The organism is Pseudomonas violetae, from assembly GCF_023072615.1.
Classification (GTDB): Bacteria; Pseudomonadota; Gammaproteobacteria; order Pseudomonadales; family Pseudomonadaceae; genus Aquipseudomonas; species Aquipseudomonas violetae.
The window spans coordinates 200,413-227,375 of record NZ_JAKNRW010000001.1 but is presented as its reverse complement, the minus strand read 5'-3'; the positions used below and the strand labels follow the sequence as shown (position 1 = coordinate 227,375).

At 54.8% G+C, this 26,963-nt stretch carries 25 protein-coding genes and 1 pseudogene; 12 read left to right on the top strand and 14 right to left on the bottom strand.

Translation table 11 applies throughout. The features are described 5' to 3' along the window. Window positions 1–24: 24 nt before the first annotated feature. The 3 genes from L9059_RS01075 (at window position 25) to L9059_RS01065 (ending at window position 3,465) form a co-directional block, all read left to right on the top strand. Window positions 25–666: a hypothetical protein gene (locus tag L9059_RS01075; protein ID WP_247286045.1), complete on the top strand. Its 642-nt coding sequence runs from the start codon at window positions 25–27 to the stop codon at window positions 664–666. A 132-nt stretch (window positions 667–798) separates the two neighbouring features. Then, window positions 799–2,550 carry a protein-disulfide reductase DsbD gene (gene dsbD, locus L9059_RS01070; RefSeq protein ID WP_247286043.1) on the top strand — a complete coding sequence of 584 codons (1,752 nt, stop codon included), beginning with the start codon at window positions 799–801 and terminating at the stop codon, window positions 2,548–2,550. 333 nt (window positions 2,551–2,883) lie between these two features. Next, window positions 2,884–3,465: an endonuclease domain-containing protein gene (locus L9059_RS01065; protein ID WP_247286041.1), complete on the top strand. Its 582-nt coding sequence runs from the start codon at window positions 2,884–2,886 to the stop codon at window positions 3,463–3,465. A gap of 168 nt (window positions 3,466–3,633) precedes the next feature. Here the strand turns inward: L9059_RS01065 and ligD are convergent, their stop codons facing one another. The 6 genes from ligD to L9059_RS01035 all read right to left on the bottom strand — a co-directional run bounded on the left by ligD (window position 3,634) and on the right by L9059_RS01035 (window position 9,524). Continuing rightward, window positions 3,634–4,578, bottom strand: coding sequence for a non-homologous end-joining DNA ligase (gene ligD / locus L9059_RS01060; RefSeq protein WP_247286039.1), 945 nt, complete (start codon window positions 4,576–4,578; stop codon window positions 3,634–3,636). Window positions 4,579–4,763: 185 nt separating this feature from the next. After that, on the bottom strand, window positions 4,764–5,306 hold the full coding sequence (locus tag L9059_RS01055; RefSeq protein WP_247286037.1) for a hypothetical protein: 543 nt from the start codon (window positions 5,304–5,306) through the stop codon (window positions 4,764–4,766). Window positions 5,307–6,035: 729 nt separating this feature from the next. Continuing rightward, complete coding sequence (locus tag L9059_RS01050; protein ID WP_247286028.1) at window positions 6,036–7,697, bottom strand: hypothetical protein; 1,662 nt, start codon at window positions 7,695–7,697, stop codon at window positions 6,036–6,038. Window positions 7,698–7,706: 9 nt separating this feature from the next. After that, entirely contained in the window at window positions 7,707–8,273 is a 567-nt protein-coding gene (locus L9059_RS01045; protein WP_247286026.1) for a hypothetical protein, read from the bottom strand. A 162-nt stretch (window positions 8,274–8,435) separates the two neighbouring features. After that, on the bottom strand, window positions 8,436–8,834 hold the full coding sequence (locus L9059_RS01040; protein WP_247286024.1) for a hypothetical protein: 399 nt from the start codon (window positions 8,832–8,834) through the stop codon (window positions 8,436–8,438). Window positions 8,835–8,906: 72 nt separating this feature from the next. Next, window positions 8,907–9,524 (bottom strand): hypothetical protein, encoded by a 618-nt coding sequence (locus L9059_RS01035; RefSeq protein WP_247286022.1) that lies wholly within the window; start codon window positions 9,522–9,524, stop codon window positions 8,907–8,909. A gap of 804 nt (window positions 9,525–10,328) precedes the next feature. Between L9059_RS01035 and L9059_RS01030 the strand changes: the two genes are divergently transcribed. Both L9059_RS01030 and L9059_RS01025 read left to right on the top strand, forming a co-directional pair. Continuing rightward, window positions 10,329–11,354, top strand: coding sequence for a DNA-binding protein (locus tag L9059_RS01030; protein WP_247286020.1), 1,026 nt, complete (start codon window positions 10,329–10,331; stop codon window positions 11,352–11,354). Further along, a complete protein-coding gene (locus L9059_RS01025) occupies window positions 11,351–12,613 on the top strand; it encodes a hypothetical protein (RefSeq protein ID WP_247286018.1) in 1,263 nt (420 codons plus the stop codon). The genes L9059_RS01030 and L9059_RS01025 overlap by 4 nt, the downstream gene beginning before the upstream one ends. 85 nt (window positions 12,614–12,698) lie before the next feature. Here the strand turns inward: L9059_RS01025 and L9059_RS01020 are convergent, their stop codons facing one another. Together L9059_RS01020 and L9059_RS01015 are read right to left on the bottom strand one after the other, a co-directional pair. Continuing rightward, window positions 12,699–13,973, bottom strand: coding sequence for a tyrosine-type recombinase/integrase (locus L9059_RS01020; RefSeq protein ID WP_247286016.1), 1,275 nt, complete (start codon window positions 13,971–13,973; stop codon window positions 12,699–12,701). Then, a complete protein-coding gene (locus L9059_RS01015; RefSeq protein ID WP_282615283.1) occupies window positions 13,966–14,841 on the bottom strand; it encodes a prepilin peptidase in 876 nt (291 codons plus the stop codon). The genes L9059_RS01020 and L9059_RS01015 overlap by 8 nt, the downstream gene beginning before the upstream one ends. A 179-nt stretch (window positions 14,842–15,020) precedes the next feature. On the opposite strand from L9059_RS01015, the pseudogene L9059_RS01010 reads away from it, so the two are divergent. Next, window positions 15,021–15,419 (top strand): annotated as a pseudogene (locus tag L9059_RS01010) (IS66 family transposase); the annotation flags it as partial. A gap of 98 nt (window positions 15,420–15,517) precedes the next feature. Here the strand turns inward: L9059_RS01010 and L9059_RS01005 are convergent. Together L9059_RS01005 and L9059_RS01000 are read right to left on the bottom strand one after the other, a co-directional pair. Next, entirely contained in the window at window positions 15,518–16,195 is a 678-nt protein-coding gene (locus L9059_RS01005; RefSeq protein WP_247286013.1) for a DUF7716 domain-containing protein, read from the bottom strand. Window positions 16,196–16,439: 244 nt separating this feature from the next. Continuing rightward, window positions 16,440–16,808 carry a response regulator gene (locus tag L9059_RS01000; protein WP_247286011.1) on the bottom strand — a complete coding sequence of 123 codons (369 nt, stop codon included), beginning with the start codon at window positions 16,806–16,808 and terminating at the stop codon, window positions 16,440–16,442. Window positions 16,809–17,451: 643 nt separating this feature from the next. On the opposite strand from L9059_RS01000, the gene L9059_RS00995 reads away from it, so the two are divergent. The 4 genes from L9059_RS00995 to tnpC all read left to right on the top strand — a co-directional run bounded on the left by L9059_RS00995 (window position 17,452) and on the right by tnpC (window position 20,642). Then, window positions 17,452–17,991, top strand: coding sequence for a DUF1523 family protein (locus tag L9059_RS00995; protein ID WP_247286009.1), 540 nt, complete (start codon window positions 17,452–17,454; stop codon window positions 17,989–17,991). Window positions 17,992–18,339: 348 nt separating this feature from the next. Beyond that, entirely contained in the window at window positions 18,340–18,672 is a 333-nt protein-coding gene (gene tnpA, locus L9059_RS00990; protein ID WP_247286007.1) for an IS66-like element accessory protein TnpA, read from the top strand. Further along, complete coding sequence (gene tnpB / locus L9059_RS00985) at window positions 18,669–19,004, top strand: IS66 family insertion sequence element accessory protein TnpB (RefSeq protein WP_019719038.1); 336 nt, start codon at window positions 18,669–18,671, stop codon at window positions 19,002–19,004. The genes tnpA and tnpB overlap by 4 nt, the downstream gene beginning before the upstream one ends. A gap of 81 nt (window positions 19,005–19,085) precedes the next feature. Further along, window positions 19,086–20,642 (top strand): IS66 family transposase, encoded by a 1,557-nt coding sequence (gene tnpC / locus L9059_RS00980; protein ID WP_247286005.1) that lies wholly within the window; start codon window positions 19,086–19,088, stop codon window positions 20,640–20,642. Window positions 20,643–20,693: 51 nt separating this feature from the next. Here the strand turns inward: tnpC and L9059_RS00975 are convergent, their stop codons facing one another. From L9059_RS00975 to L9059_RS00965, 3 genes are all read right to left on the bottom strand, one after another. Further along, window positions 20,694–21,026: an RcnB family protein gene (locus L9059_RS00975; RefSeq protein WP_247285994.1), complete on the bottom strand. Its 333-nt coding sequence runs from the start codon at window positions 21,024–21,026 to the stop codon at window positions 20,694–20,696. Window positions 21,027–21,522: 496 nt separating this feature from the next. Further along, complete coding sequence (locus tag L9059_RS00970) at window positions 21,523–21,963, bottom strand: hypothetical protein (protein ID WP_247285983.1); 441 nt, start codon at window positions 21,961–21,963, stop codon at window positions 21,523–21,525. A 124-nt stretch (window positions 21,964–22,087) separates the two neighbouring features. Next, the gene (locus tag L9059_RS00965; RefSeq protein WP_247285981.1) at window positions 22,088–22,351 is read right to left on the bottom strand and encodes a hypothetical protein; all 264 of its coding nucleotides are present in this window, start codon (window positions 22,349–22,351) and stop codon (window positions 22,088–22,090) included. Between the two features lie 270 nt (window positions 22,352–22,621). On the opposite strand from L9059_RS00965, the gene L9059_RS00960 reads away from it, so the two are divergent. Together L9059_RS00960 and L9059_RS00955 are read left to right on the top strand one after the other, a co-directional pair. Continuing rightward, window positions 22,622–23,155, top strand: a complete 534-nt coding sequence (locus L9059_RS00960) for an MgtC/SapB family protein (RefSeq protein ID WP_247285979.1) — start codon at window positions 22,622–22,624, stop codon at window positions 23,153–23,155. An 802-nt stretch (window positions 23,156–23,957) separates the two neighbouring features. Continuing rightward, on the top strand, window positions 23,958–25,106 hold the full coding sequence (locus L9059_RS00955) for a glycerate kinase (protein WP_247285977.1): 1,149 nt from the start codon (window positions 23,958–23,960) through the stop codon (window positions 25,104–25,106). A 406-nt stretch (window positions 25,107–25,512) separates the two neighbouring features. Here L9059_RS00955 and L9059_RS00950 read toward each other — a convergent pair whose 3' ends face one another. Continuing rightward, the gene (locus L9059_RS00950; protein WP_247285975.1) at window positions 25,513–26,250 is read right to left on the bottom strand and encodes a hypothetical protein; all 738 of its coding nucleotides are present in this window, start codon (window positions 26,248–26,250) and stop codon (window positions 25,513–25,515) included. Window positions 26,251–26,963 lie beyond the last annotated feature (713 nt).

Below are 26,963 nucleotides of genomic sequence, written 5' to 3'. Positions count from 1 at the left end.
AATTCCTCAGATCGGGGCCTAACCATGCTCAAGAAGATTATCTCCAAGTTTCGCGCAGAGCCGCTAGCAGAAGCGCCCTCCCTGCGATTAATCCCATCACATGTGCCGGCCTACAAGACCACGTCCGTGCGGTTGGGCAGCTCCATGGCTTCAGCCAGGGATTGCGAAGTGGTCTACGCAGAGGTTGGGCGGGAGAAGGTGCCCAGTACAAGCTGGATTGCATATGCCTATCCATTGCAGCAGATCACGGTATTCATCCAGGGCAACCCGGAGAGCAGTCGTGAGTCGATGCTAAATCAACTTCAGACTGTTTTGACTCGGCTAAAAGATGGAGACGACTGGGGATCGGTCATGGATGAACAGGTCCGCTATGCCTTCACGTACAAGCGCAAAGCACCTGGGCTCTCGCTGTTCCAAGAGTCTTCGGGCACTGGGGAGACTGCTGGAATGAATGCGGCCGGCGCCGTTCAGCGGCGGCCAGACGATGCGCCGCCGCTGCAGCAGCTAACCGTCCTACTGCAGGGCACGCGCCACAGTGAGCGCGACACAATTGTTGGCCAGCTAGAAGGAATACTTAAAATCCTAAGGGCCGGGGGCAACTCCCGCGAAGATCATGACGACGACTTTGGCTACTCGTTTACCTACACGTCGGCATTATCAGGTTAGATGCTTGACGAAGATCGCAACGGCGCCGACGACTTCTCTTTGTAGGGCTTTGGAAAACGGATCCCTGTTTTGAACGAGTGGGGTCCAATCCATGAAGCACCACTGGTGCACCTCCTAAGCGTACCCGCCCTAATGATCCGACGTTTTCTTCTGCCTCTGCTCACCTGCTTACTCGCTCTGCTCAGCACCCAGGCCGCAGCAGCTCCTCCTACCGAACAGCGATCTTTAGTTCACCCCCTGGATGGCGCCAATAGCTTTTTGCCGGTCCACGAGGCCTTCAAATTCACAGCCACCGAAACGCCCGACTCCGTGTTGGTCAGAATCGAGTCCGCGCCAGGCTATTACCTCTACAAATCCAAACTCAGCTTTGCAATGTCTGCTGGCGAGAACATCGTCGCTGGCGAACCTGTACTGCCAGCTGGCGAAGATAAGTCCGACCCTTACTTTGGAGACGTGGTGATCTACCACAGTACCGTCGACGTGAGGCTGCCAGTCCAGAACAGGGGAAATGAAAGCTTCACTGTGCACGTCGGATTCCAGGGCTGCGCTGAGAAGGGCTTGTGCTATCCGCCGGACGGACAAACGATGTTAATCGGCAGGGGGGCAGGGACAGCTGCAGCGGCGCCCTGGAGTCTGTTCCACCTGGTGCTCGCGTTTGCTGCAGGTCTCGCCCTGATTACTAGCCCGTATGTCATAGCTCTTGTGCCGATATTCTGCGCAGTTTGTAGGCTCAGCAGAACAGGTGGACGCCGCGGTGTGGGTATTGCGATCGCCTTCATTCTCCCAATGGCGGCAAGCTACGCACTTCTAGGAGCATCGATCGCCCAGTTCGGCTCCTCGCTCAACCTGCAGGGCAGCATTCAATCAACATGGGTACTGGTTCCGCTCACGCTGCTGTTTTTGTGTGTCGCTGTATTCACGGCAGGAGGAGTAGCCCCAAGGCTGACTACGGAGGTGCGCCGTCGAGTTTCCGAATCGTATCTGAAAAGCCCTGTTTGTCACGCCGTAGCGGCAGCTTGCTTGGGCTTGCTGACGACCATCGCGATTGCCCCAAGCATCTACGGCCCCGGGGCTAAGTTCCTAACGTACATCAGCGCCACTGGTGACATCGTGGGGGGAGGATTTAAGCTTTTTGCCCTGTGTCTCGGCATGTGCATGTCACCGCTGGTGCTATGCCTACTCGGGACAAAGTTCCTTTCCCAGAAAGGGGAATGGGCCAAGGCATTTAGCTTGCTGACGGCAGTAGCATTAGCCGGTGTAGCCATCTGGTTATTGGATCGCATAGTGCCTTCGCCGGTCACCCTCGGGCTGTGGGGGCTCCTCGCTGTCGGCGCCGGCGTTTCGCTGGTGGCTTACCGCGCCTCTAAACCGGGCAAAACCGTGTTTATGCGGGGCAGCGCGATACTCCTGCTGCTCTACGGGGTTATGGCTTGGTGTGGGATGCTCAAGGGCGAGGGAGATCCAACGCGTCCAGTTGGTCACGAACTTTTCTCAACCTCGGCGCCCCCATCAAGATGGCTGGTAGTGAACACTCCTGGACAGCTTGCGTACGCGCTGGCCGAGGCGAAGACCGCGGGCAGGCCTGCGCTGGTCGATTGGACAGCAAAATGGTGTGTGAGCTGCAAGAACACGGCCCTTGAATCCTTCGCAGCGCCAGACGTGAAGCGGCTTCTGCGTGACTTTCATCTGATCCGGGTCGACGTCACTGCCGGCAGTGCATCTGACCGTAAGCTACTCGAGTTGAATGGCCTGCTCGGCCCAGCAGCAATTCAAGTAATCCAAACGAACGGCACGGAGCTCGCAAGCCAGCGCCTGGTCGGTGACGTGGCTGAGCAAAGGCTACTTTCGGTTATACGTGGCGCCGGCTCTGTTCCCGCCCTTTAAAGTTCGAGGCCGCCCCATGAAAGAACGTGGATTATTGAGGCAAATGAAACATTACCGGTAAGCCAAACAAATTGCAGAATAGTTTCCCTAGTCGCAAAGATGACTGCCAGTAGGTAATTGCACAGACTTGCCCACCCATTTGCATTTGACCTGACCAATCATTTGCATCGGATTTGACCATCATGCTGCGTGGGCATGACCGGCAGATAGCGACCTATAGCAGCCCTTGGCCAAGGGCCGCTAACGACAATTGGAGGTCTAGATTACCAATAGCTACTTCCAGTGGTAGGAGCTATACACTTACGGTTTCTCTACAGATGCAAGAGTGATTTTATGACCTATTTCCAGCGCGGCCTTTTATCCGCTGTACTGATAGTCATTGGTTTTTTCTTCTGGCCGTTGCTCGGGGTAGGCTGCCTAATTGCCTGGTCGGTCTACAGCGACATTCGAGATGAGCCGGAACGCAAGAGGCAGGCGGCCAAGGTCGCCGCCCGCATCAATGAGTCGGTTACCGTTGAGGACATGCGCTTTACCTGCGATTCTCCCGCGGAAGAGGCCTTCTTCGACACCATGGTCTCCGCGTACAAGATGACGACGGGACCAGGTTGCATCGCGGGTGAAGGCATCAAGCTACGTACCCAGGTCGGGCTCGGCAGACTGCACATCGGGCGCAGCTATGCATGGAGCCAATTCCGGGGAGACTTTCTAATCGACGAGAAACTCGTGGTCGAAATCGACGGAGAGACGTGGCACGGCAGTCGCGATGCCAAGGCCAGAGACGCCGCGCGCGACGAGGTCATTAGCGCAGAGGGTTACACGGTCTTGCGCATTCCAGCGACCGTTGTCTTTAACTCGCCTACTGAGGCAGTGAGACGGGTCGAGGAGGCTCGGCGCCGACTGCACGCCGCGGCCTGATACGAGAAATGAATGCGCTTGAAATTAACAACACCGAAAATTCGTTGTCCACTTTTGGCCGTTCTCTGCCGATCATGGCCACAAAGCGTGCTGGTCAAATCCGATGCAGACTGGTCAGGTCGAATGCAAACGGGTGGTCAAGTGGACTGCAATTTCAAATGCCAGGGCTTAGCTTTCAAGACCGATGTCGGCTGCCGGTATGTCGTCACGGAGTCCTTTAAAAACGGGGTGGCGCACTTTGCCATTTGGTGTGATTTCGGCGTACTTCACTTCACATACGACCTGCGGCTTTACCCAGACTATGGTGGTTTTTGAAGATTTAGGAGGGTATGGCAGAGGGCAGGCAGGAACCACCAATAGGCTTAGCCGGGCGAGAAGGGTAGACAATGTCCGGTTATCGAATCCAGATCGAACGCGGCCTGCATACAGCAGGGCGCCGTCCTCGTCGTGCAGTGCGAGTAGTAAGGAGCCACTTCCAGCGAACCCTCGCGTGTATCCGATAATTATAAACTCGCGGGAGTTGTGGCATTTGACCTTTATCCAGTCACCGTTGCGATCGGAAATGTATGGGCTGCCGGCTTTTTTACAGACGATGCCTTCCATGCCCATCACGCAGATATTGTGAAGCAAATCACGAGGGTCCGCGTCCAGGATCTCGGAAACCCGAACATGCTCCAGATCAACTTCGCTCATCAAATCGCAAAGCTGCGAGCGTCGTTCCTTCAATGGCAGGCCGCGTAGGTCAACCCCATTGATGAAGAGCAAATCAAAAATCCAGATCCGTAGATCCGCGGTGTTGCCGCTGTTAAATGCCGACTGTAGACGGTGAAACACCGGGATGCCCTCAGCGTTTTGCACAACCACCTCCCCATCCAACCATGCTGTGCGCACCGGCAACGTTTGCAATTCCTTCGCAAGCGTCGGCATACGCTTTGTCCAGTCATAGCCGTTTTTTGTGAACAGGGTGACGCCCTGGTCTATACGCACCATTAGCCGAAATCCGTCCAGCTTTATTTCCGTCAGCCAATCGTCCCCTTTTGGCGGGATGCTGGCCGCCGTCAAAAGCTTGGGGCGGATAATTGATGGGCAAGGTAATGCTCGTGGGCGAGCCATCGTAACCCCTCCGGAAGGAAGCGTGGACCAATAGACTATTGATCCACAATCGTTCCAAAAGGTGCCGGTAGCGTTTCGAGGTATCCGTCGGCCGGAAGAAGCGGCCTTCTCATGCTCAAATCATCGATGACCTACAATGCTATTTAACTAGCTGCTTGTAAAAGTCTGCAGACTGGGGCGCCTATTTACGTACGCGGTTGGCTGGAGTCGGCAATTGCCAACAATTCAACGCTAGGGGCTGTTTTCTTGCTGCTTTTAGTCGCCGTCGGCTGTCCAGCCATCGCGCGGCGTATTACACCGATAGATGCAAGGATGATCGGTAACCAGATAAAAGGGCTCACGAGGAAAATCTGGGTCGTCCGAATCCCGAACCCACCAAACATGAGGCTAGTGGTACCGGTGAACACCCCGACCACGCTACCGCCAATCACCAACTTCCATAAACCAAGACCAAACCCAATACCGCCGCCGGCTACAACACCAATTCCGCCAAGCATCAAAAATACCAACCCACCCACCAAGGCGCCGGCCAGACCGCCCGCGAATAGCCCGGTCATCCCCGGCAGCACTATCTCGGTGGCGGTGCCCACCATGCAGGCAAGCACAATTCCAATCGAAAGCGTCGCAACGCCCAGGGCGAACTGGCAGTGTCTTTTCATCCGTTTCGATACGGCGGAGAGCAGGGCAATCAGCACCAATATGGTTACAGCTTTCAGAAGCAGGGGCATGGATGTTGACCGCTGGGGTTGGATGTCTGCCCATCATATGTGTGGCATCGGCAATTGAAAAATCCGCTGAATACGCAGTTGCAGCAGTTCATTGGGCGCTCGCGGTGAGTTAAGAATTCCAAACCTGACCGTCGAAAATACTGGCCGCGTATAAGTCCGCGACAGGCGCAGCGGAGTTCAGGATTGTACGCATTTCGAGGTCGGAACGGCCTCCGGTCAGTGCCGCCGCGCCTTCCATAGCCCAGCACTACTACAGCTCTGATTGCATGCTATGGAGGATTCTGGTGTGGGGATGGAAGTTTCAGGCGCAGGTCGTTCATGGATGCAGGTACCCGCTCCCGCCTCCAACTCCCTGATGTACTCTTGCCAATGTTCTGCAGAGTTGTTTTCGTGAGGCAGCTCGTGTCCATGAGGCTTGAGGCCCCGTTTTACCCGGTCCCGGCTGGCAGCATCTAACGCGTAAGTGGGAATGCTATAGCCCTCCCGCAGCTTGTCTTGAACCTGTTGCTCCAGCAGCTTGCTCAACTCTGCTTTGTCCATCCCCAGACTCCGTCGATCCGGCCAGAATCGCCTTTATGTAGACACCTCAGCATAGGACGCCGACGACTACAGCATCAGCGGTGGCGACAAACGGCATTGAGATAAAGGCAGACGATCAGTTTAAAGGCAGCAGCTAATTAAAGGGGAGTGTCGCGACCATGCGCCCGGCGGGCCCCGAGTCAGAAACCGTTATACCAATTGTGCCTGAAGCTGCTCGAGCAGCTGTGCCTGGAGCGATGCCTGGTGCTGTAGGGAAAGGTCCAACTCAGCGTTCATGTGCTCCATCAGCTTTGCGCGGTTAACGCCAAACATGTCTGCTTTGTCGACCATATACACCGCCATGGTGGAGATGAGGGCTGTTGCTGCACCAACGATCACTGCGGTGGCCAAGTCTGCGAACGGCAGAATTACTGGTATCGCCTTTAGCTGAAGGCTTATCGCCTCCTCAAGCACAACCCCGCCAACAATGATCGCCCCACCCATGAGCACCTTGGAGGCTTCGTGAAACCCTTCCGCGAGTGTCATCCCTTCAGGCCGGGCGATCACAGTTTTGCAGGCAGTAATCAAAGATGACGCACCTTCGCGGATCATTCGAGCTGTCCGCTTGGCTGTCGTGATAAAGGCATTTATCAGGACAGTGAGAAGGTTAGCCAGGAACCCAGAGATGAAGCCCCCGGCGCCAGCGCCGAGAACGCCTCTCCATTGCTTAGCGACTCGCAATCCTACGCGCTTGATTCGGCGACTGAGCTCGGTGGCAACGCTGTCTTCCGTGGCGCCATTCTCATACCAGTCCTGCACCTCGTCCCAGATACCAGCGAACGCTTCAACGAGGACCGCTCCCACAGCGGCTTTGAACGCCTCGCGACTGCCCGCTTTGACACTGGTTGCAACACAGTCAGCAGCGAACTTGGGGCTCCGGTAGTAACTGTTTATCTCTTTCTCGTAATCGGCCCTGGCCTTACGATCTGCCGCTAGTAGTGGTTCAGGGTTATTAGCTATTGCTTCCTGCTCAGTCAGCTTGGCGAGTTCCTGGGCATGATCCTTCCTCATCGGCTCGCCGGTCGCCTCCATAGCGCGCAATTCAGCCAACCTCGCGTCGCGCGCAGGTTTTGTATCCTCGAGCCAAGCAACGTAGTCCGTCGCCGACTTCTGCCCCATCGCCGAATTAGTAGTCTTGGTCGTGGGATTTAGGTTGCTTTCCTCATTGGCTAGAGTCGCGCCGTTGAGCCCTGCCAATATCCGACCCGGGTCATTATGGATTTCCTCGGCCGCGATAGTGTGATCAAGACTTTGGCTTTCATTTAAGCCGAGCACACTCCCGGTGTAGGCGTCCTGAAGGGTTCCTGCCAGCCGCTCTTCAGTCGCTTTAGCGTTCGTTTCTCTGTAGCGCCGGTCTTTCTGGTGATAATCGTATTTGTCGCACTTACCACGATCCTCATATGCCTGCTGGGCCTCGTCTGTCGCATAGACTCCAGCACGGGCATTGTGGATTGTGTCCACGCTCCCTCCGGTCCTGTCAGCTGCGCTCAATAACTTTCCTAGCCCAAAAGGCACAGCCACGGCCTGGACCATTGACCGGCGCGTCTCGGCGAACACCCTCGATATCGTTTGGGCGTGAAACGCTGCTTCCAAACCCAAAAGGCGGGCATCAATCGCGGCGCTATCGTCGAGAATCGGAGGGCTGATCAGTGGTGCCGTAAGCGCAAGCTCCTCGAGGTATAAATGATTAACTGGCGCCGAATTGAGTCTTTGGGCATCGGCCGAAGAGGGCATCAAGATTAGCTGCGGACTAGTACTACGCTGTGCGCGAATGGCCAGGCGGAGTGCATAACGTTCGACGCTACTACTCATTTTTTCGTCTCACGCCGTTTCCCGTAAATAGAACCATTCGGAGCGAAAGGTCATCAGTCCCGCATTTGCTCCGCCCTGGATATCGAACAAAAAGCCCACGAGTTCATCAAAGAACGCCCAGGTTTCCTTTTTCGCTATGCTGGCCGCGTGACTAAATGCTGTTTTAACGTCTGGTGGGGCTAGAGCCACCTGATCCATCTTCGTCCGTATGTGTTGCGGCATCGCGATCTTTGACACCCCAACGATGTATTCTTCGATGTGGGCCTTGTGCTCGTCCGTTACAGAACCACTGCTAGCCGCGCACGCAAACCCGACTGAATACAGAGCGAGGGTCATTTTGAACATCCGGCGTGTGGCTTCAGCCTCGGCGTTCAGCTTCTTGAGGGTTTCGTTCATAGCAGCCCGCTGCCGTTCCTGCCTCGCTTTCTCCCTCGCTTCACCCTCGCGCTTTCCGGTTGCTTTCGCGGTCTGGACACCGTGTCGGTTAAAATAATGCATGGTAGGGATAATTGCGCACGCGCTCATCGCAGCACCGGCGAGTACAAAAACGAGCTTCCCTGCGTTGGCGCCACTCATCAACCAAAACCCCATCTCATAATTCAGCGGGGGATGATCCCACCAAACAGTTATTGTTCATAGCCATCACTATAGTGGCTAAAGCAAATCTACCCGACCTCATATCAAAAAAGGGAGCGGCGGATTCACCGGCGCTCCCTTTTCTGAGAGATCTCGACGGGGTTAATCCTGACGACGCTTCGCCATTGCTGTCACTACCGACTGGTGGGGGAGCTTGTACCGTTTACCTGCAGCGGTCACAACTCCCCACGGGTACTTGGGACTGCGTGGGTAATACTCCACGAGCTTGTAGCTTCCCAGATCAATAGCGCTCAATGACGCATCAGGGTCGAATCCGTACGCGCGGCACATTTTTTCGAGTAGAACCCGCGTAGGATCTGCTGCCCCCGGGATCCGCATCTTGATCTGCACGGTAACTTCGTCATGGGAAAAGCTACCTTTCCCCGGTTCAATTTTGAAACCGATATCGATCCCGCCGAGAGCCGCTTTCAGCGCATCAATTGCAGCTTGCGCGGTAGGGCGGTCAAAAAATGTTGGCGCTGTGGTGGTGTGGGTATTCATGGTGTGGCTCCTCTGTAAGTGGAACCATTGAATCGCTGGACCGATCGTGCCGGAACCAACCCGGCACTCCATTTATCTGCTGACCTTTCCAGTGGCCACGTCTAAATACAGTCGGTTGCTTGTTTTCATTCCACCGCAGTACGTGAAATAGACACCAACGCCTTTATTTGGCGAGGCCATCCAACCACCCATTTCTTCGAAGTCGGCCGCTGTGCAGGTACCCTCATCAATCATCTGCCGTGCGGCTTTACTGAACTGAGAGCGATACCGGCCGTAGTCATCAGATTGGCTGACGAGAGCATCATCTCCTGAAGCTCCTTCCCCAGGGTCAGAGGGTCTCGCCTTACGGAGTGACGCTGTCGAGACCCACTCCGCGAATAGTCCGTTCTTAATACCGTTGGCATGGTCACAAGTATCCTTGCCGCTCTTCACATATTCGCTAATGCCGTTGGCGCAGGACGCCGAGTAGGGCTTTGTGATACGGACCCAGGAACCCTTGGCCTCAAAAACCTCAACACCCTCACGGAACATGAGATTACCAACAACTCCACACTTGTCTGACGGGCACGTGTGCCGCTCCACTCGATCAGCTGACACCCAAAGGCTGGGGCCAGCGATGGCCGAGGTCACTGCGACGCTTGAACCGATGGCAACTAAAAGAGGGATAAACAGTAGTTTTTTGCAGGCCATGATGAATCCTTTAGTTAGCAGCGCGAACGGCACCATGTGGGCACCCCGGTTTACATAGCGATCGTTACTGACAGGCATCAATTGGTAGGGCCATAGCCCCGACTTGGCGACTGCGCAGAGTCGGACCTAATCGTCCAAGACCGGCCTTGAGTAACGCGCTTTTCTGGGAAATTTGAAACTCCTGCGTCACTATTTCCGCAAATATGAAACTCCCACGGGCTGTTTCTGCAAATGTGAAACTCAACGCCTTAGGAACTGCGCCTGGACCGACTACCTAGCACCAGAGGCACTTCATCTGACTGGTGGGCACTGCGCCTGGCCCGCGGCGGTCCCATGCCGGCGCGCAAGAGAATGGCTCCCCGCGACGCGGCCGAACCTAGCTTCCCTGGAGTTTGCGTGGTGCCGGTGGCTAGCGGTCGATATTCAGGGCTCCAGCTCAGAGGGCATGCCTGCCTTTCGTCGCCAATATAGGTGTAACGGGCGCACCGGTACTACCCTAAATATAGCGGCTCACCGTAGCGCTCTAATCTCAATATTGTCAGCAACACACCTCTCAAGCCCCTTCGTACTCAAAGTGACCGCCGAATCGCTCAAATAGCGAAATTGGGCCCCTCACGCACCCCCAGACCTTACAGACGAATTAATATTCCCTTATTTCGTCTGTAAAACCACGCCCTCAATTCTATTAATTTCGAAATGATACGGTTGTTACGGTGCGGTATGCTACGCTACAAACAGAATTTTGGAATTTTTCCTTAAATTGACCTTTCTCCATTTGTCAAGCCCTTATTTTGAGGTGTCACCATGTCCCGCAGCGTAACTAGCAAAGAAGCCGTGCGAGCCGCCCGCCAGGAGCTGCTGGACCGCGGCGACCCAATAACGCTGCGCGCCGTGGTAAAGATCACCGGTGGGTCGAACACCACCGTCCTGAAGTTCATGAATGAGATTGAGCAGGAAGAGAAGGATCTGCTTGGCGACGACGTTCGTGTGCAATGCGCGCTGACCGACTTGGTGTTCAAGCTCCACCGTCAACTGCAGGAGTCAGCGGAAGCGAGGGTTGCGGAGGGACAGGAAGCCGCTCAGAAAGTCCTAGACGCGGGAAAGGCGGACCTCGATGAACTTCAGCGGGAGAACGAGGCGACGAACGCGCTGCTTTCTGAGACGACACGTCTGCTTGAGGAAAAGTCAGCCGCTCTAGAAGACATGGCGAAACAGAACGCCCAGGCAAACATCGATATGGCGCTGCAGGCGAAAAGCCTCAGAGATCTCCAAACAGCCAACGATGAGTTGCGAAGCCAGCTTACGGCGGTCACGGACGAGGCCGCTAAAGACAAGATGCACTACGACGCTTACATAAAGAGTGCCGCCGAAGATCGAAGGATGGATAAAGCGGCAAATAAGGATGCCCTCGACCAATTGCGAGGCGATCTGGAGAAGGTGCGGAACCAACTAACGGCTGAGAGCTCAGATAAAGCCAAAACGCTATCAGAGAATTTGACACTGAACCGCGACAACGAGAGGCTGCTGGGCGAAGTCACGCGCAGCGCTGCTCTGGTCCGAGAGTTGAACAGCAAACTTCGTGATCTGGAGCTGAAGCTCGACCAAGCTGGAAGCCGCGAGCACACCCTAGACCTTGCAAGAGCTGGCGTGGAAGCTCAAATTGACCTACTTACCCGACAGCTGGGCGATTCGACCTCTGCACGGAGCACGGCCGAAGCTAGAATTTATGCACTTGAGACCCAAAACCTCATCCTCGAAACGGAAAACCTGGCCTTAATTAGCCAAAGCAACTCGCCTGACAACGCCCACCCCGGAGATGGCAAAGCATGACACCAAAATGGTCTTCCACAGATTTGAAGATGTTGACTCAGTACGTTCCTCAGCAAGGAATTCAAAGTGCTGCGCTTCATTTGAGGCATACGCTGAGGGAGACCTACGAGAAGGCAGTGGCGATGGGGGCTTACATTCCACCAAATGGCACAGGTCCTTGGCCGCGCCGAAGCAACAAAGTCAGTACATGGCCTGCAAGTGATGAGCACATTTTGCGGCAGGAGTACCAGGGATCGAGATCTTCCTTGCTGATCGCAGAAATTCTTGAGAGAACGCCAGCTGATGTGGCGGCGATGAGCATTACGTTGGGACTGGCTGAGGCTCTAGCAGACAAGAAGCCTAAATCTGCCTCAGTGCACGATCTCAGCAGAGCAGTGAAGCACTTTAACGCCGAGGCAGCGACCCTTCAGTTACCCAAACTAGAAGCCAAAATGGGCGAGCCCACCCAGAGGAGCGGTCTCTGGACAAAAGAGATGGACGCCTATCTCAAGGACCGCTACCACAAGGATCTTGGAAAAAACATCGCGGCTAAACTAGGGGTGAGCTATTACCAGACAACTCGTCGAGCCCGGGAGTTAGGGATTTCAATCCCAACGGCAAGTTGGTCGCGGGAAGAAACGATCTTTCTCCTCGAGCATCTACAGACCGAGCCTCTAACATGGGTCGCTGAGCAGCTCGGACGTACGATGGCAGCAGTGAGCCTTAGGCCCAAACAGCTGGGCATCTTCCCAGGCTGGACTAGGCGCGACGACAAAATTCTACTGAAGGAAATCAAATTAGGCCGTGAGTTTGTCGGGAAGCTGATCAATCGCCCTGCGTACGCTGTAGAGAAACGCGAGCGATTCCTCACTAACCACACTGGTGAGTTTTCCAAAGCAGGGATAGAGCAACTGTTCGAGGCCAAGGGCAAGAAATGGATTGACGGGTTGATCTACCTACCAGTTCGGCCCACCGAAGTCGGCAAGGAGCGCTGGACCGACGACGATCTGGCGTTCCTAAGAAAAAACTACCCGATTCACGGTTCAACCTGGTGTGCCGAAAAGCTAAAGGTCACAGGGAAGCGCGTGCGTCACAAAGCGATAAGCCTCGGATTAACGCTAATCAAAGGTCCGACCCCTTGGTCGGCCGAGGACGACCAGTGGTTGTTTGACAACGTCCTTCAACTCAGTCGCGAGGAATGCGCTAAACATCTCAACCGGTCGTATGGCGCAGTATCGGTCCGGGCGTCGATCATTGGGGCGTTCAAAAAGCGTCCCTAACCAGCCGAGTGACACCCAGATACTCGTACACCATATTCTCCTCGTTGCGCACCGGCCAACCCTGTCCATAGGGTTGGCCAATTTCCTAACGTCGGATGCCGCCCCGGTTGCTCGATGCACGCTCCTCGTTAATTGAGTTGTAGTAAATGTCCTGGGTCGTGGCCAAACTCTCATGACCTAGATCCATTTGCATGTGCTTTGCGTCCCGATTTGGGGCGTCGAAGGTAGCGCCGGTGTGCCGAAGCCAATGAAGCGTAGCCTCCATCAATTCCTGGGCCTCTTCCTCGGTGTGCCCACCCTCAATCATCTTGGCCCTCGCACCATCGAAGACAGGCTGCACGATGTTACGAATTTGCCGAGCCTTTAGGCCCTCTCGTCCTCCCTTGGTCACCAGAAGCGGTTCCTCTTCGTCCTTGAATGGTAGGGGTGATAGGTTACGGCTTTGACGGTATCTCTTGAGGTATGGGAGGAAGGCGTCTTTAACCGAAATGTCCCGTTCTTTGTTACCTTTCCCGACGACTTCAAACCACCACGAGTCGCCGCGCTTAACAAAGGAACCCATGGTAGGGGACCAATCCTTATTCCCTGCTAGATCGCTAACGCGCAGGTACATCGCGAACAGCGCAACAACAATGAACAGGGTGCGCTCATGCTTAGGGTCCGCATTGGCCATTGCCTCAGCCTGGTCAATTAGGAAGTCCCATTGCATCTTCGTCAGAGATTTTCCCTGACGTTTAATTCTGGTCTGTGAAACGAACGCTGATTTCTGTTTGATTGATTTGATGGGATTCGCGATATCTATCCCTTCTTGGGCAAGGAAGTCGTAGAAGGAACTGCAAACGGAGAACATCAGTACCTTACTTGCCCTGGCAGGCTGGCACTTGGCGCCCGCTAGGCTGATGTCCTGCTCCGCCGCGTGCTTACGCATTGCCTTCGCTATTTTGATCCCATACGGCCGCCACATCTTGTTGAACACCAACTGACCTTTGTTTTTCATAAACCGGCGAACCACGGTGCCCCCAACCCAAGCCGCCGGCGGTGTGTTATTAAAGGCCATGAACTGTTCGGCATCGCTACGGATTAGATCGGTCACCGATTTCTTCTGGACAATCCAGCTCCAGAGGATCAGCCGTTCGATGTAACTTCGGTATCCCTTAAAGGTGGACGGCGAGCCGCTATAGGACAAGAGGAAGCGGCGTGCGAGCTCGAGATCTGACTCCACGTCAATGGTGGACGGGAACTGCGCTAGATATTCTGAAAGCTGCGGTCTCGCGGTGCGATATTCAATCAGCGGCCCCTGCAGCGACTCGACAGAATCAAAGAGCGGCCGAGGCTGAATACCTTGATTGGATTTAGTCAAAGAATTTTGCTCCGATTGCGACGCCGGTACTATGGCTGCACATAGCGTATATCTCATGCCCGTAGAACATGGCCAAAAACCCGGCAACGATGATAAAGGGACCAAAAGGGTAGGGCTCTCCGCCCCTACGCACGGTGATAAGACCGATAATAGCCCCTGAAACTGCTGAAAGTAGAACGATTATGGGAAGGGCCTGCCAGCCCAGCCACGCTCCGAACAACGCGAGCAACTTAAAGTCGCCAGCCCCCATTCCTGAACGGCCGGTGATCAAAGAAAACACGCAGGCGGGTATCGCGAACGCAAGGTACCCCACACAGGCCCCAATCAGCGCATTGTCCAACGAGGAGAAGATGCTGAAGTAGGCACTTACCATCCCCAGCCATATGCCTGGCAAAACTATGCAGTCCGGCAACAGCATCGTATCGATATCGATCATAAACAGAGCTATGCCGCCCCAGACCATGACCAACGCAAACAAACACTGCGGGCCATACCCAAAATGCCACGCTGTGATGAATGATAGGAGCCCCGTAGCTAGTTCGATCAGTGGGTAGCGCACCGAGATCTTGGCTTGACAACCAGAGCATCTACCACGCAGCGCCAACCAGCTGAGTACCGGAAGGTTCTCCCAGGGTCGAATAGCGCGGTCGCAGCACGGGCAGCGAGAGTTTGGAACTGCGAGATTGAACCGAGGTTGGATTTCCAGTTCCAAATCCAGAACATCGCGCGCATCGCGCCTTAGTTCACGCTGGACCATGACCGGCAGCCGGTAAATCACAACGTTTAAGAAGCTCCCAAACAAAAGCCCGACTATGCCCATCATTACGGCGAACGCACCGGGGTGGATCCTTAGCAGGTCGAGAGTCATCACTGAAATAATACCGCGCGCAGGGTGGTGATAGGGAGGCCAGGGCCAAATACATAACCCATATTTTAACCCACAGATGTCTGCAGCTTTCCAAAACGGGGTCTTCGTTTTCTCGCAGGATGCGCCCAGCAGACGATCTCAGACCGCGAAACCTCACCAGTGCACAATCCCGCGCCGGCAAGTTCTTTGAACTGCAGGCCACTAACAAAAGCCACCTGGCTGAACAGGCTCTGCGTACATCCAGGCGCTCCACGAAATAGAGCGCGAGGTTCGCGACCGAGAGCCGGATTTGCGCCGTCGAATACGGCAAGAAAGGTCCGTACCGGTGATGGATGCGTTGCATACCTGGTGGATGATGATTCAGCGCGAGCGCGTGCACGACTGCTTGGCTATCGCCAAGGCGCTTTCGATTACAGCCTGAACGCTAGACGGCATTGTCACGCTATCTCGATGACGGTGTCGTCCCTATCGATCCCAACCACGCCGAGCAACAGATCCGGTTGTCAGCTCTTGGATGCAAAAACTGGCTCGTCGCAGGGTCGCGACGCAGCGGCAAGCGGGGGTATGGACCGTATGCCTAATTGAACGACGTACTAACGCGGCTGCCGACGCACGTGAGCGAGATTGCAGAGCTGGTGCGACCTCTGATGGGCACATGTTCAGTTGCGGTGCGCGCTCATCGACTTTCTTTCGGATCTACTCCGGGAAGCCAGGCAAGCGGCCAGTGAGTCGTTATTTGCAGCGGCAACGAAAGAGCGTTGAATTGTGTCTCAATCCGCACGCGTTCCTGTGAGTCGGTGCGCTCCCCTAAAATCACCGGCAGCCTCCTGCAACGCTCGAGAGCATCAGCCACACTTATGTGCAGCAATTTAGCGATGACGCGCGCAGCATCTCGGATGCGATCACCCGGACATGTACCCATTTGAAGATCGTATTCGGGAAACAAATCGCGTGAAATGCCTGGCAACGGCTGTTGATCCACGCACCGACCACTGTAGAACTCGCCCCGATCTAGAAAAGCGTCTCGCTCGGCGTAGTGATCAAGTGCAGCGGCATAGTCCTCAAGTTGTGAGAGCGGCTGCTGACGCTTCTGCACGCTCAGCACATCTACAAAGTCGGCAGCTTCAAGGCAATACGAAAGGCCATGCGCTACGGCAAAGGCCGGCATTTCCTCACCGTTCTCGCCGGGTACGCTATTCGACTCTTCGTCGGGCGAAGAAAGGTAAAAGCGAGCTTCGATCAGCGGTGCCCCGTCCTTTACATAGACCCATGAATAGCGGTTCCAGACATCGTTATTGCTACCACAGGCCGCGAGGGCTTCAATAACGTCGCGAAGACTTAGAAGTAAAAGCATGTTAAAAAATTTCCTCCACCCAATGCGCCATGTTACAGAGCTAATTGAGGTGTGTCCCACAGCTCTCTGGAGGCTCATGCCTTGACGACGCCATCAGGATGGGACGGCCAGACGCACGCGCAGATAATGCCCTCAAGTTGCAGTGAACAATTGCGTAGGTCACAACGAAGTCGGCGCAGCTGCGCCAACTCCGCATCGACTCAAGAATGGGTACTGGTATGAAATCGCCCTAGGGCATTTCAAACTACGGAATCAGTTTGCTGACGGCTGCCGCAAGTGACTCCACGGAAATTGGTTTAACGATGTAATCCGATGCGCCGGCGTTCATGGCGTTTTGCTTGTCAGCGGGCATGCGCCGACTGGATACGACCACGATTGGGACGGCGCTACTCTGCCCATCGCCGTCGCGGATCTCCCCGATGATGGAAATGCCATTCCGCGGCTCGTCGAGATGCCAATCAAGCAGGACAACCGACGGCTCGAAATCGCGCAGCTCCTTGAATAGCCCCTCAGCGGTGCTGACCGCCCGCACTTCAGAAAACAGCGTCTCAGCACATTTCTTGGCTAAGTAGGTGTCGGTTGGGGAGTCATCAAGGATGAGAATTTTGCTCATCTGGTTCACCTGGTTGCATATGGCTATTGGGCGCTCGATGTATCGGGCGCTTTGGCTAGAGGCCGAGTATTGTTCGTTACCACCCTCGCCACTCGCACGGTCCTTGCGATGCGGGGCCGTGCACTCGCAGACGTGCATAGGTGGTATCCGGCCGGGGCACATGTCGGAGTATGTCCCGTACACCCCTGAAGGTGCCGAGGATAGCCTAAGGTGACAGCAAGTCGTTAACCAAAACGGTGATTCGCTTTTCTGAGCCGGTGAGCATGAGCGGTGGTGCGTCCAAGGCCACGTACACTGAATTTGCTCAGATATTGATGGGGCGATTGCCAGGTGCGCAACACTCCCTCTGCGCCTTTAAACAAGCCGGCGACCGATACACAATCGATCAAGGCGCCAATCTGGAGCAAGCATCTCATTAGCATCTGGCATTGCAGCGGCTCTCTTCTCCAAACCCTCGCATGTGTGGGTGGCTATTCAACTTGAATGCGACCAATTTCCTGGAGGCCTGTAATTTTTCCTCCTGAATCCGTAGGCGGAAAGGCTACACATTTGCTTAACAAGTAAAGAAGCACTAGCAAGCCTAAATAATCACCCGATCGGCGGAAATCAGGCAGAATTCAACAATCTTAAACGGAGTGCTCCAATGAAGTGGTTAAAGGGCGTGATTCTAGGTGCGACCATCCTCATCGTCGCCGGCAGCGCGGTGGGTCTTTATTACATCCTGCCTCAGTCCGATGTCGTGCTAATCACGGGCGTTGAAGTCAAACGGGTCGACGATGACGGCGTTATTAATGCCGAGAATCCAGCCGACGGCCCAACCCGAGATGTCTACTTCATAAACACTGAAAATCCCGACACCAAAAAGGTTATGGTCTATCGAAACGAAGATACTGGCTGGAGTTTCCCATGGTATTTTAAATTCGATTCAGCAGACATTCAGGCGAAGGCGCAAGGCTATTCACGCGATGCTCAGCAGCTTGCTTTGATCCGCCACTACGGCTGGCGCATTCAAATACTGTCTGTATTCCCTAATATTACGAGCATTGAGGCCACTAGCAGCCGCCAGGAACCGTATCCTTGGTTCAACACAATATTCTTCAGTGTGGTAGCTACGGCATTGCTGGCCTTGGGCATTGCTATAAAACGTCGTAAGCGCAATCACTTCAAGACGACGGCAGAATAGAGCCAGACTGATAGTGCCTACGCAGGCACAGAGCGCCATAGCGCCAGTACCCTTTACGGCGTTATCAGGACGGCTGAGGTAGTTCCAGCAGCCGAGGAGGTGGGCGCCGTCAGATCTGATGCGGAGCCTGCCTCTGGCCTTTGAGGGACAATAGCGCGCGTGTCGTTACCCTGTAATTGCCGGGACCAAGCGCCCCACGTAGATCAATGGGAACCCCCCGAACAACCCGCGCCACCGGCTGACGTGCGTAACCGGCCAGCAAACACACCTTTCTGACCCCACCGCCAAAGGCGATGGTGTCCACCTATTTAAGTGGACACCACTTCTAGCCTTTTAAGAGGGTCTTTCATGCAGCCACAACGCCGTTCCTATTCCAGCTCGTTCAAGGCCCAAGTCATTCAAGAGTGCGCCCAACCTGGGGCCTCGATTGCCAACGTTGCGCTGAGCCACAGCCTCAACGCGAACCTCGTCCACAAGTGGATTCGGCTGCAAACGCAGAAAGGCATGGCGCTGCACCCCGCTTTTGTTTCACTGCCCATGCCACTCGCCAGCACTGAGTCGCAATCGGCATCATCGACTATCAGCGTTGAGATCCAGCATCCGCGCGGCACCGTTAAAGTGAACTGGCCAACTGAAAGTGCTGCTGCCTGTGCAACCTTTCTTCGAGACCTGTTGCGATGATTCGCATCGACGCCATCTGGCTCGCCACTGAGCCCATGGACATGCGCGCCGGCACTGACACAGCGCTGGCGCGGGTGGTGGCCGTGTTCGGTGCGGCGCAGCCGCACTGTGCTTATCTGTTTGCCAACCGCCGCGCCAATCGCATGAAAGTGCTGGTGCACGATGGGTTGGGCATCTGGCTGGCGGCGCGCCGACTGCATCAAGGCAAATTTTTCTGGCCGGGATCTCGGCACGGCTCGCAGATGGAATTGGGTGCCGAACAACTGCATGCCCTGGTGCTGGGTTTACCTTGGCAAAGAGTTGGGCAAAACAGTGCGATTACCCTGATGTAATCACTGCCATGGCCAGCGTCGCCGTGCAATTGTCCGATGAGCCTATCGTCAGTGTTGGCCTGTTCTGACAAAATCGGCGGCATGACTTTGCTTCCTGATTTCGACCAATTAAACCCTGAACAACTGCGCGCTATCGCCGCGCAGCTGATGCAGCGTGTCGAGACTCTCGATCAAAAAGTCGAGTCCATGGACAAGCAGATCCATCACTACAAAACGGTCAACGACAAGCTGACCCACGAGATCGCACAGCTCAAGCGTTTCAAGTTTGCCAAGCGCAGCGAGCAGCTAAACCCGTATCAAACCAGCCTGCTCGATGACGTGCTCGATGCCGATATCGCGGCCATCGAAGCCGAGCTTGAGGCGTTGCAACCCGCTCCAGCCCCGACCGTGGCTCGGCAAAAACCTAAACGCACCGCCTTGCCGCCCGAGTTTCCACGCACGCCAATCCATCACGAACCGGACAACACTCACTGCCAATGCGGCTGCGCCCTCAAGCGTATCGGCGAGGATGTCAGCGAGAAACTCGACTACACGCCCGGCGTGTTCACGGTTGAACAACACATCCGTGGCAAGTGGGTCTGTGAGGACTGCGAGACCCTGATCCAGGCACCTGTTCCTGCGCAGGTCATCGATAAAGGCATCCCCACAGCAGGTTTGCTGGCTCAAGTGATGATCGCCAAATACGGTGATCATTTGCCACTGTACCGTCAGGAAAAGATCTTTGGCCGGGCCGGCCTCGCCATCCCGCGCTCGACCTTGGCGCAGTGGGTCGGCACTTGCGGTGTGCAACTGCAACCACTGGTTGATGCTCTGCGCGAAGTGGTGCTTGGACACAACGTGGTGCACGCCGATGAAACGCCGGTACAGGTGCTCATGCCTGGCTCGAAGAAAACCCATCGGGCCTACGTCTGGGCCTATGCAACCACCGCGTCTGCCGATATCCGCGCAGTGGTGTACGACTTCAGCCCCAGCCGCTCAGGCGAACATGCACGCAACTTCCTGCAAGACTGGAAAGGCAAGCTGGTCTGCGACGATTTTGGTGGTTGCAAAGCCAGTTTCGCACTCGGCGTGACCGAAATCGGCTGCATGGCCCATGCGCGGCGTAAGTTCTTCGACCTGCACGCCACGAACAAAAGCACGCTCGCCGAGCAAGCTCTGCGCTATATCCAGTTGCTGTACGAAATCGAAAGTGAAATCCGCGATTTGGAGCCCGATGTCCGACGCCGAATACGGCAAGAAAAAGCCGTCCCCGTGATGAACATGCTGCACACTTGGATGATCGCCCAGCGCGAGCTGGTACACGAGGGTGTGGCCATAGCCAAGGCCCTGGATTACAGCCTGAAACGCTGGACGGCGTTGTCACGTTATCTGGATGACGGCGCGGTGCCTATTGATAACAACCACATCGAGCAGCAAATCCGGCCATGGGCGCTCGGACGCAAGAACTGGCTCTTTGCAGGGTCGTTACGCAGCGGACAACGCGCGGCTGCGCTGATGAGTTTGATCCAATTGGCCAAGCTTAACGGGCATGATCCGCATGCTTATCTCAAGGATGTGCTGATGCGGCTGCCGACGCAGCGCGCCAGTGAGATCGCCGAGTTGTTGCCGCATAACTGGCTGCCGTTACGCAACCTGTAATGCCCGTTCGCTTACATTGAAAATCCGTATCGGCTGGCTCTCTTTTGACATTCAATAGCCGGAGAGAATGTTCACGACCACGCCAGTGGGGACGGCGACCAGTACGTAATCGCCGTTGACGCGCAACCAGCGATGGTTATTCGGTGGAGCAGGCAAGCGGCGCTGCCGCCAGTCCGTTACCCAGTAACGATCAACACGATAAACTTGCTCGACGACGTAGCCACGTCTCCACTGGGAATGAGGCACCGGCATGCCGGGCTTTGGACGAAAGCTAGGATCACGATAGGCCTGGTGCTGGTGGTGGGGCGCTCCGGGGTGAGCAAAGCTGGCCACGGGAGCGCTGAACATAAGCGCGGCGCAGATCATTGAAAGTGTCTTTTTCATCGATGGTGTTCCTGTTCCTGGGAGTGACCGGCAAAACCGTTGTCGATGCCGGGTGCGAATGGAGTTATGAAATCACAGTTTCAAAGGTGTAAACCGCAGGTAAAGGTAAAGGTCTCGTAAAGGTATCTACGAACGACCTTCACAATTTCAGTCTCTTCAACCCAGATTAGTCGCATAAATACTAGGGAAGCATCTAGCCCGCAGCTGCCAGCTGAGATGCCTCAATCTAGCAGAGCGCTCATCTCTTTCCGGGTATGCGTCCGGCCATCACGCCTTGCGTAACTAAAGTATGCGTCCGGGCATCACGCCTTGCGTGATTAGACCTGCTGCCACCTATGCGGCAGCAACTGATCAATTTCACTCGCCCGCTGCGTCGGCACCATCGTCCTTAATGCTGGAGTTCGGAAGGTGTGTTCGCCGGCCCCTTACTGACGTGCGAAATCGCTCTTTCCCAGACCACTGGTTAGATTCTCAGTCTGGTAGTCAGAGTCGCCAGCTACTTGCGCCCTTCGGTAAATTGAATGAGTAGATCTGTTTCTTGCAACTCGTAGTGCGCCATCAAGGCGTAATAGTTTGTCACCGCTCGACTAAGCAAATCTTCCGCCTCAGTCTTCGGATCAAAATCGACGACTGAGTCAGCGTCACCATCCATGTGTTTTGACGAATTCTTCGCATTGTTCATCAGAAAAGCGATGGCCTTCGCTTGAGCCGGTTCGCCATGTTCATTCAGGAATCTTGAAATGCGAACGGCACCGCTTTGCAAGCTGGTAAATGACGACTCGCCGCCTTTAGCCTCTAAATGTCTACCCAGTAATTCTTCCGCAGCCCCGGCGAGGCATATTGTTGCGAAATACTCTGGTGGCTCTTTGAAATAATGGCTCAATGCGGTATGGAACAATTCACATGCAACATCAATTTTTTGCGTAGGGGCCGGCATGTTGAGTCACCTAATGGGCGTAGAAGGTACAGACTAGTTCATACCCGCGATGAAGGCCTTGCCCTCACTCTGGTCCTTAAATTCTCATGGCCATGACCAGGCGCTTTATAGAATAGCGATATGGTCAGTGGGGCACCTTGGCCAAGCACAACCGCTGGGTGTCCCGGTCCTTGATGCTATAACACGTGGACCGCTGCCCCCTGGTCTCGGCCAGGCATAACCGCTCTTCGTCACGGTTCTTGATCGAGTAACACCGCGATGGCTCGCCTTTTATAGATGCAAGGCAATAGCGCTGTTTATCCTTGTCGGCGATCGCGTAGCAGTTGCTACTAGCGTCGGCGAGCGCCGCCCCAGCAAATAGGGTGAGGCTCAGGAGGGTCAAGCGCATAGCTTCTCTTCCTAGCATGGAATTACCGTTGATCAATTGTATGTACGTTTCCTTCACGGCTAGTGACCTAGGCTCTCCTCGTCTTCGCTTGTCGAAGCAAAGCGGGGAAGGACATAGAGCGCCGAACAGATTGATCCATTGAATGGAGCTAACGCACTCCACCTGTGATTTTTATGGAGCTTACAGACTCCATGCTTTTGTTTTTAGATCTTCCAATACGGAAGCAAGGACCTATAGTGGCACAACACTAGCCGGCATGTCGGAACCCCTATGACAGACCTCACCCGTAGTAATTTCGGATACTCCATTACGCAATTCGCAAAGGCCCAAAACCTTGCTGAAATCAAGGTCGCGAAGGTTATCGGATGCAGTGCCAAGACCATCGACCGATTGACCGGTGGCAGGTCGTTCCCCTCGGACGAAATGTTGAGACAGGGCGGTACCTTGATTTATTTGGGATTCGAAAAATACTCCAAACTCACTAAAGCCGACCGCGAGAAAATTTCAGAAAGTATCGGCGCCATTGGCGGGGGTGTCTTGGGCCTTGGTTCTGTAACAGCTGTGGTCAGTTCCCTGGGTTACGCAGGCCTTTCCGCTGCCGGTATCGCTAGTGGCCTAGCCGCTCTCGGCGCCGTGGTTGGCGGCGGTATGGTCGCTGGCCTGACCGTTGCTGCAGGTATTCCAATCGTAGCGGGCGCAGTTGGCTATGGCTTGATCAAAGTGTTTAAGGCGGCGACCGATAGTCACCAACTGGGCAAGGAGGAACTCGATCCCATCTGGGAGCTGCCATTGACCCATCGTTAAGGGGAATGCTGAAACGCGTTAGAAAGAAGGCGATCCCAAAGGGCGCCTTCATCGTTTAAATGCTGCTTCGCTAATCAAGATTTGCTTTTGGCCATACTGGCGTTGGTTACGACTGTGACATTTCTGCTGAAACGTTTTGGTTGGCTCGTCATTGAGCGTATTCGAATGCCACTGCTCGCCTGGCGAATTGAAAGGATTGAGATCCCTCTTTGATCACCGTGACCGTGACCGGGCCCCCGGCCCAAGCGGCAGTCAGTAACAGTGGGTAAGTGTGACAACGAGGCGGTCGAGAGTTCTCTTGACCATTCCTGGCATGAACCTACTCAGCACTTCATCTTGTCCCGGGACCCGAAGGCGAACGCCCGTCAGCGTTCGGCAACTCTTCAAGCTGTTGCCAGGTGGGGCGCGACCCTGGTAGAGCGTTTAAGTACGGCTCGTCCAGGCTGCGGAAATACCTTCTCGAATGCGGTCGCAGTGCATGCACGACGCCACCGCAATGAGGACATAGGTCCTTTCCGTGGCCGCTGACGAAGGCTGTCTGGCTATCCCGAAGGCACCTCCATCACAAACTACTGCAGAGTCAAAGCTCTCAGAAGCCGCCTAGTATTTGCCCTTGGGCGCTGTGGCAAGCACACGACCGCTGTAATATGTCTCGGGCTGTAATTGCATACAATATTATTCGTTCCTGTACGCAAATCGTTGTTATATTGTAAACATTAACAACGAACGCAGAGGCGTGTGTTCAGTGGGCGGCCTTTCCATGGCTGTTCACACCATGCGCCCATGGAGAGGGAGAGTTCTGATGAAAATAGTAATCGCGCCGGATTCGTTCAAAGACAGCCTTAGTGCCAAAGCGGTAGCCGATGCAATTGCTCTCGGTCTTGAAGAAGTATGGCCCGATGCCGAACTAATCAAATGTCCGATGGCTGACGGCGGTGAGGGTACCGTGGAGTCGATCCTCTCCGCGTGCGATGGCGTACTCCGCCGTACGGAAGTCAGGGGTCCACTTGGGGCGCCGGTCAACGCGGCGTGGGGCTGGTTGCCGCAGAGTGGTACCGCGATCATCGAGATGGCAGAAGCCAGTGGATTGCAGTTGGTGCCTGTGGACCAACGTGATGCATGCACTAGCAGCACATTCGGGACAGGTGAGTTGATTCGCGCGGCATTAGATGCAGGAGCGAAGCGGGTGATTCTGGCTATTGGTGGAAGCGCCACCAACGACGCGGGTGCCGGTGCTATGCAAGCCCTGGGTTTGAACCTGCTCGATGAAAAGGGCCAGATTCTGGCACCGGGAGGCTTGGCACTTGCGCAGCTAGCTCATGTCGATTTGAGTGGCATAGATCCTCGCCTTTCAGACGTGAGCTTCGACATCGCTGCAGACGTAAACAATCCGTTGTGTGGTCCGCACGGCGCCTCCTCTATTTTTGGCCCTCAGAAAGGCGCTTCGCCACTGCAGGTTGCACAACTGGATAGCGCCTTATCTCACTTTGCGGAGCTCTGCGGCAAGGCGCTTGGCAACGATGTTCGCGACGAGCCCGGCAGCGGCGCCGCAGGCGGGCTTGGTTTCGCGGCAAAAGCATTTTTGGGCGCGCGTTTCAAGGCGGGCGTCGAGGTAGTCGCCGAGTTGGTAGGGTTGGCCGATGCGGTCGAAGGCGCTGACCTGGTCATTACGGGGGAGGGCCGTTTCGATGCGCAAACCTTACGAGGCAAAACCCCTTTTGGTGTCGCAAAAATCGCTCGGCATCACGGGGTACCGGTGATCGTTCTGGCAGGCACCTTGGGTGATGGCTACCAAGAGTTGTATGAACATGGCATTGACGCGGCGTTTGCTCTCGTAAGCGGGCCAATGACCTTGGAACAGGCGTGTACCGAAGCACCCCGGTTACTGCGTGAGCGTGTGATCGATATCGGACGGGTGTGGCGCTTGCGTCCATGCGGCGGGAACGCCTGAGCAATCTGACGGCATATTGCTCCCGGCCGCGTGTTGAGATGGGCCCCGTTGGTACGGATACATTGATGGTGATCTCCATAGGCTCGCCCTGGCCCAAACAATCGGGTACAGGGCAAGTGCTGGGGTTAAGGGCGACGGATTTAACCAGCTGACATTGGCAACGTGGAACCGGTCGCCGCTGCACCGTGAGACTCATGTGTAACTGCACTCCAGCTGGCCACCCATTTGCATCGGATTTGACCAGCACACTGGGTGGCCCTGACTGGCAGAAGTCTTCTCGTAGCTGCTGATTAGCAAAGGCACAGTACGACCCAAAGCGGACCATCGCTAACGCCTAAAATAACCGGTGGCAAAAGTCTGAGCGAGGAACGAGCGACGCTTTTTCCTGCCTGAGTGAATATGAATGTCAAGGCTTGCATAACTTTTCTGTTTCCCACGTTGCTTGAAAAGATATAGTGCCTTCTCCACCTATAATAAAACCAACTGATGCAGCGAGACTCGCGGTAACTGCGATTTTCTTAGGTGTTATCTTTGATTTGCAAGCGAGTAAAATTGCCTGTTGAAGCATAGATTCTCTCAGGGATTCAATGAAATCATCTTTAGGTACTGGGATGTTACTTTCTGATGACTGCATTGTTTTTGAAGGCGCGCTAACTCTCGATGAGGACCAGTCGGTGGGTATAATGCTTCCAAGCGCAGATACCCCGCGACCTTCACCGGTAGGCAACCACGCGCCCCCTATTTCGCCTTTTGGGTTTGTAAATTTGTACACTTGGTTGAACGATTCTGGTAATGAGTCGTAAGGCACTAACTTCGCTGTATAGCCTTTGTTTATCGCCATTGTAACTGGCTCAGTTCTCTCGGATGACGCAGGCGATACGTAATATCCCGCCAACTCATTTTCGGCGCCGAAAATCTCAAAGACTTTTGGAGAGCTTTTATCTTTGCCTATTAGCTGGTTAAGTGTTGGTTTGCTTATGGCTGCGGTGGTGCCTTTATTTATTGTTCCAGGCGCAACCTTTAAGTAGTAACTGATGCTCCCGTCGGGATTAATTACTGCATGTATATCACCGCCAATGGTTTCTTGTGACCATATGAGGGGCGGGTATAGGAAGAGCAGAAATAATAGTGCTGGCGTACGCATGTTTTCTCCCTGTAGTCCTTCTGCTTGAGCTCGTCGGCGTGCAAAGGCGGCTCGCCAGTTTTGTACATCCGCGAGGAGAGATTAGCAGCCCCACCAGATTCGCCTTCCAAATGTGCGTACCCATGACATTGCTGCTTCTATCGCCCAATGCGTTTGTGCAAGGGATAGTTCGGCATTGGTTGAAAACCGAGACCGTAACCGACTGGATTACGAACCTTTCGAAATGAGATTAGCTCTGGGGACGCAGGGAAACAATCGAGGGTAGGTCAGCTTCTGGCCGCTTTTTGCCTGTCAAGGCCCACCTAGTCTGCTGGTCAAATCCGATGCAAGCGACTGGTCAAGTCGAATACAAATGGGTGGTCAAATCCATGGAATTACCCACCTCAATCGGCGTGCTAGGTAGAACTACTCTGATGCTGGAGCGGGCGGCCTGGTAATCAGCTTTGTGCGAGGGCTTAGAGGAGGGTAGCCAGGTCGATTGGGCGCTCGCTCTCGGAGACGCTACTGCGCACGTCGTTATTAGTGTGTTTCGCTAGGCAATCCTCACATTTCACTTCAGTCTGCAGCTCTCCTATGCGCAAACAAAAAAAGGAGTAGATCGTTTGAATTGAGTTGATCATCGTTAGAGTAATAATGAAGCGGACTATCATCCCTCTCGACACCTGACATGAGCTGGCCAGATTAGTCACCGCAGCGATTGTCCGAATCCATCA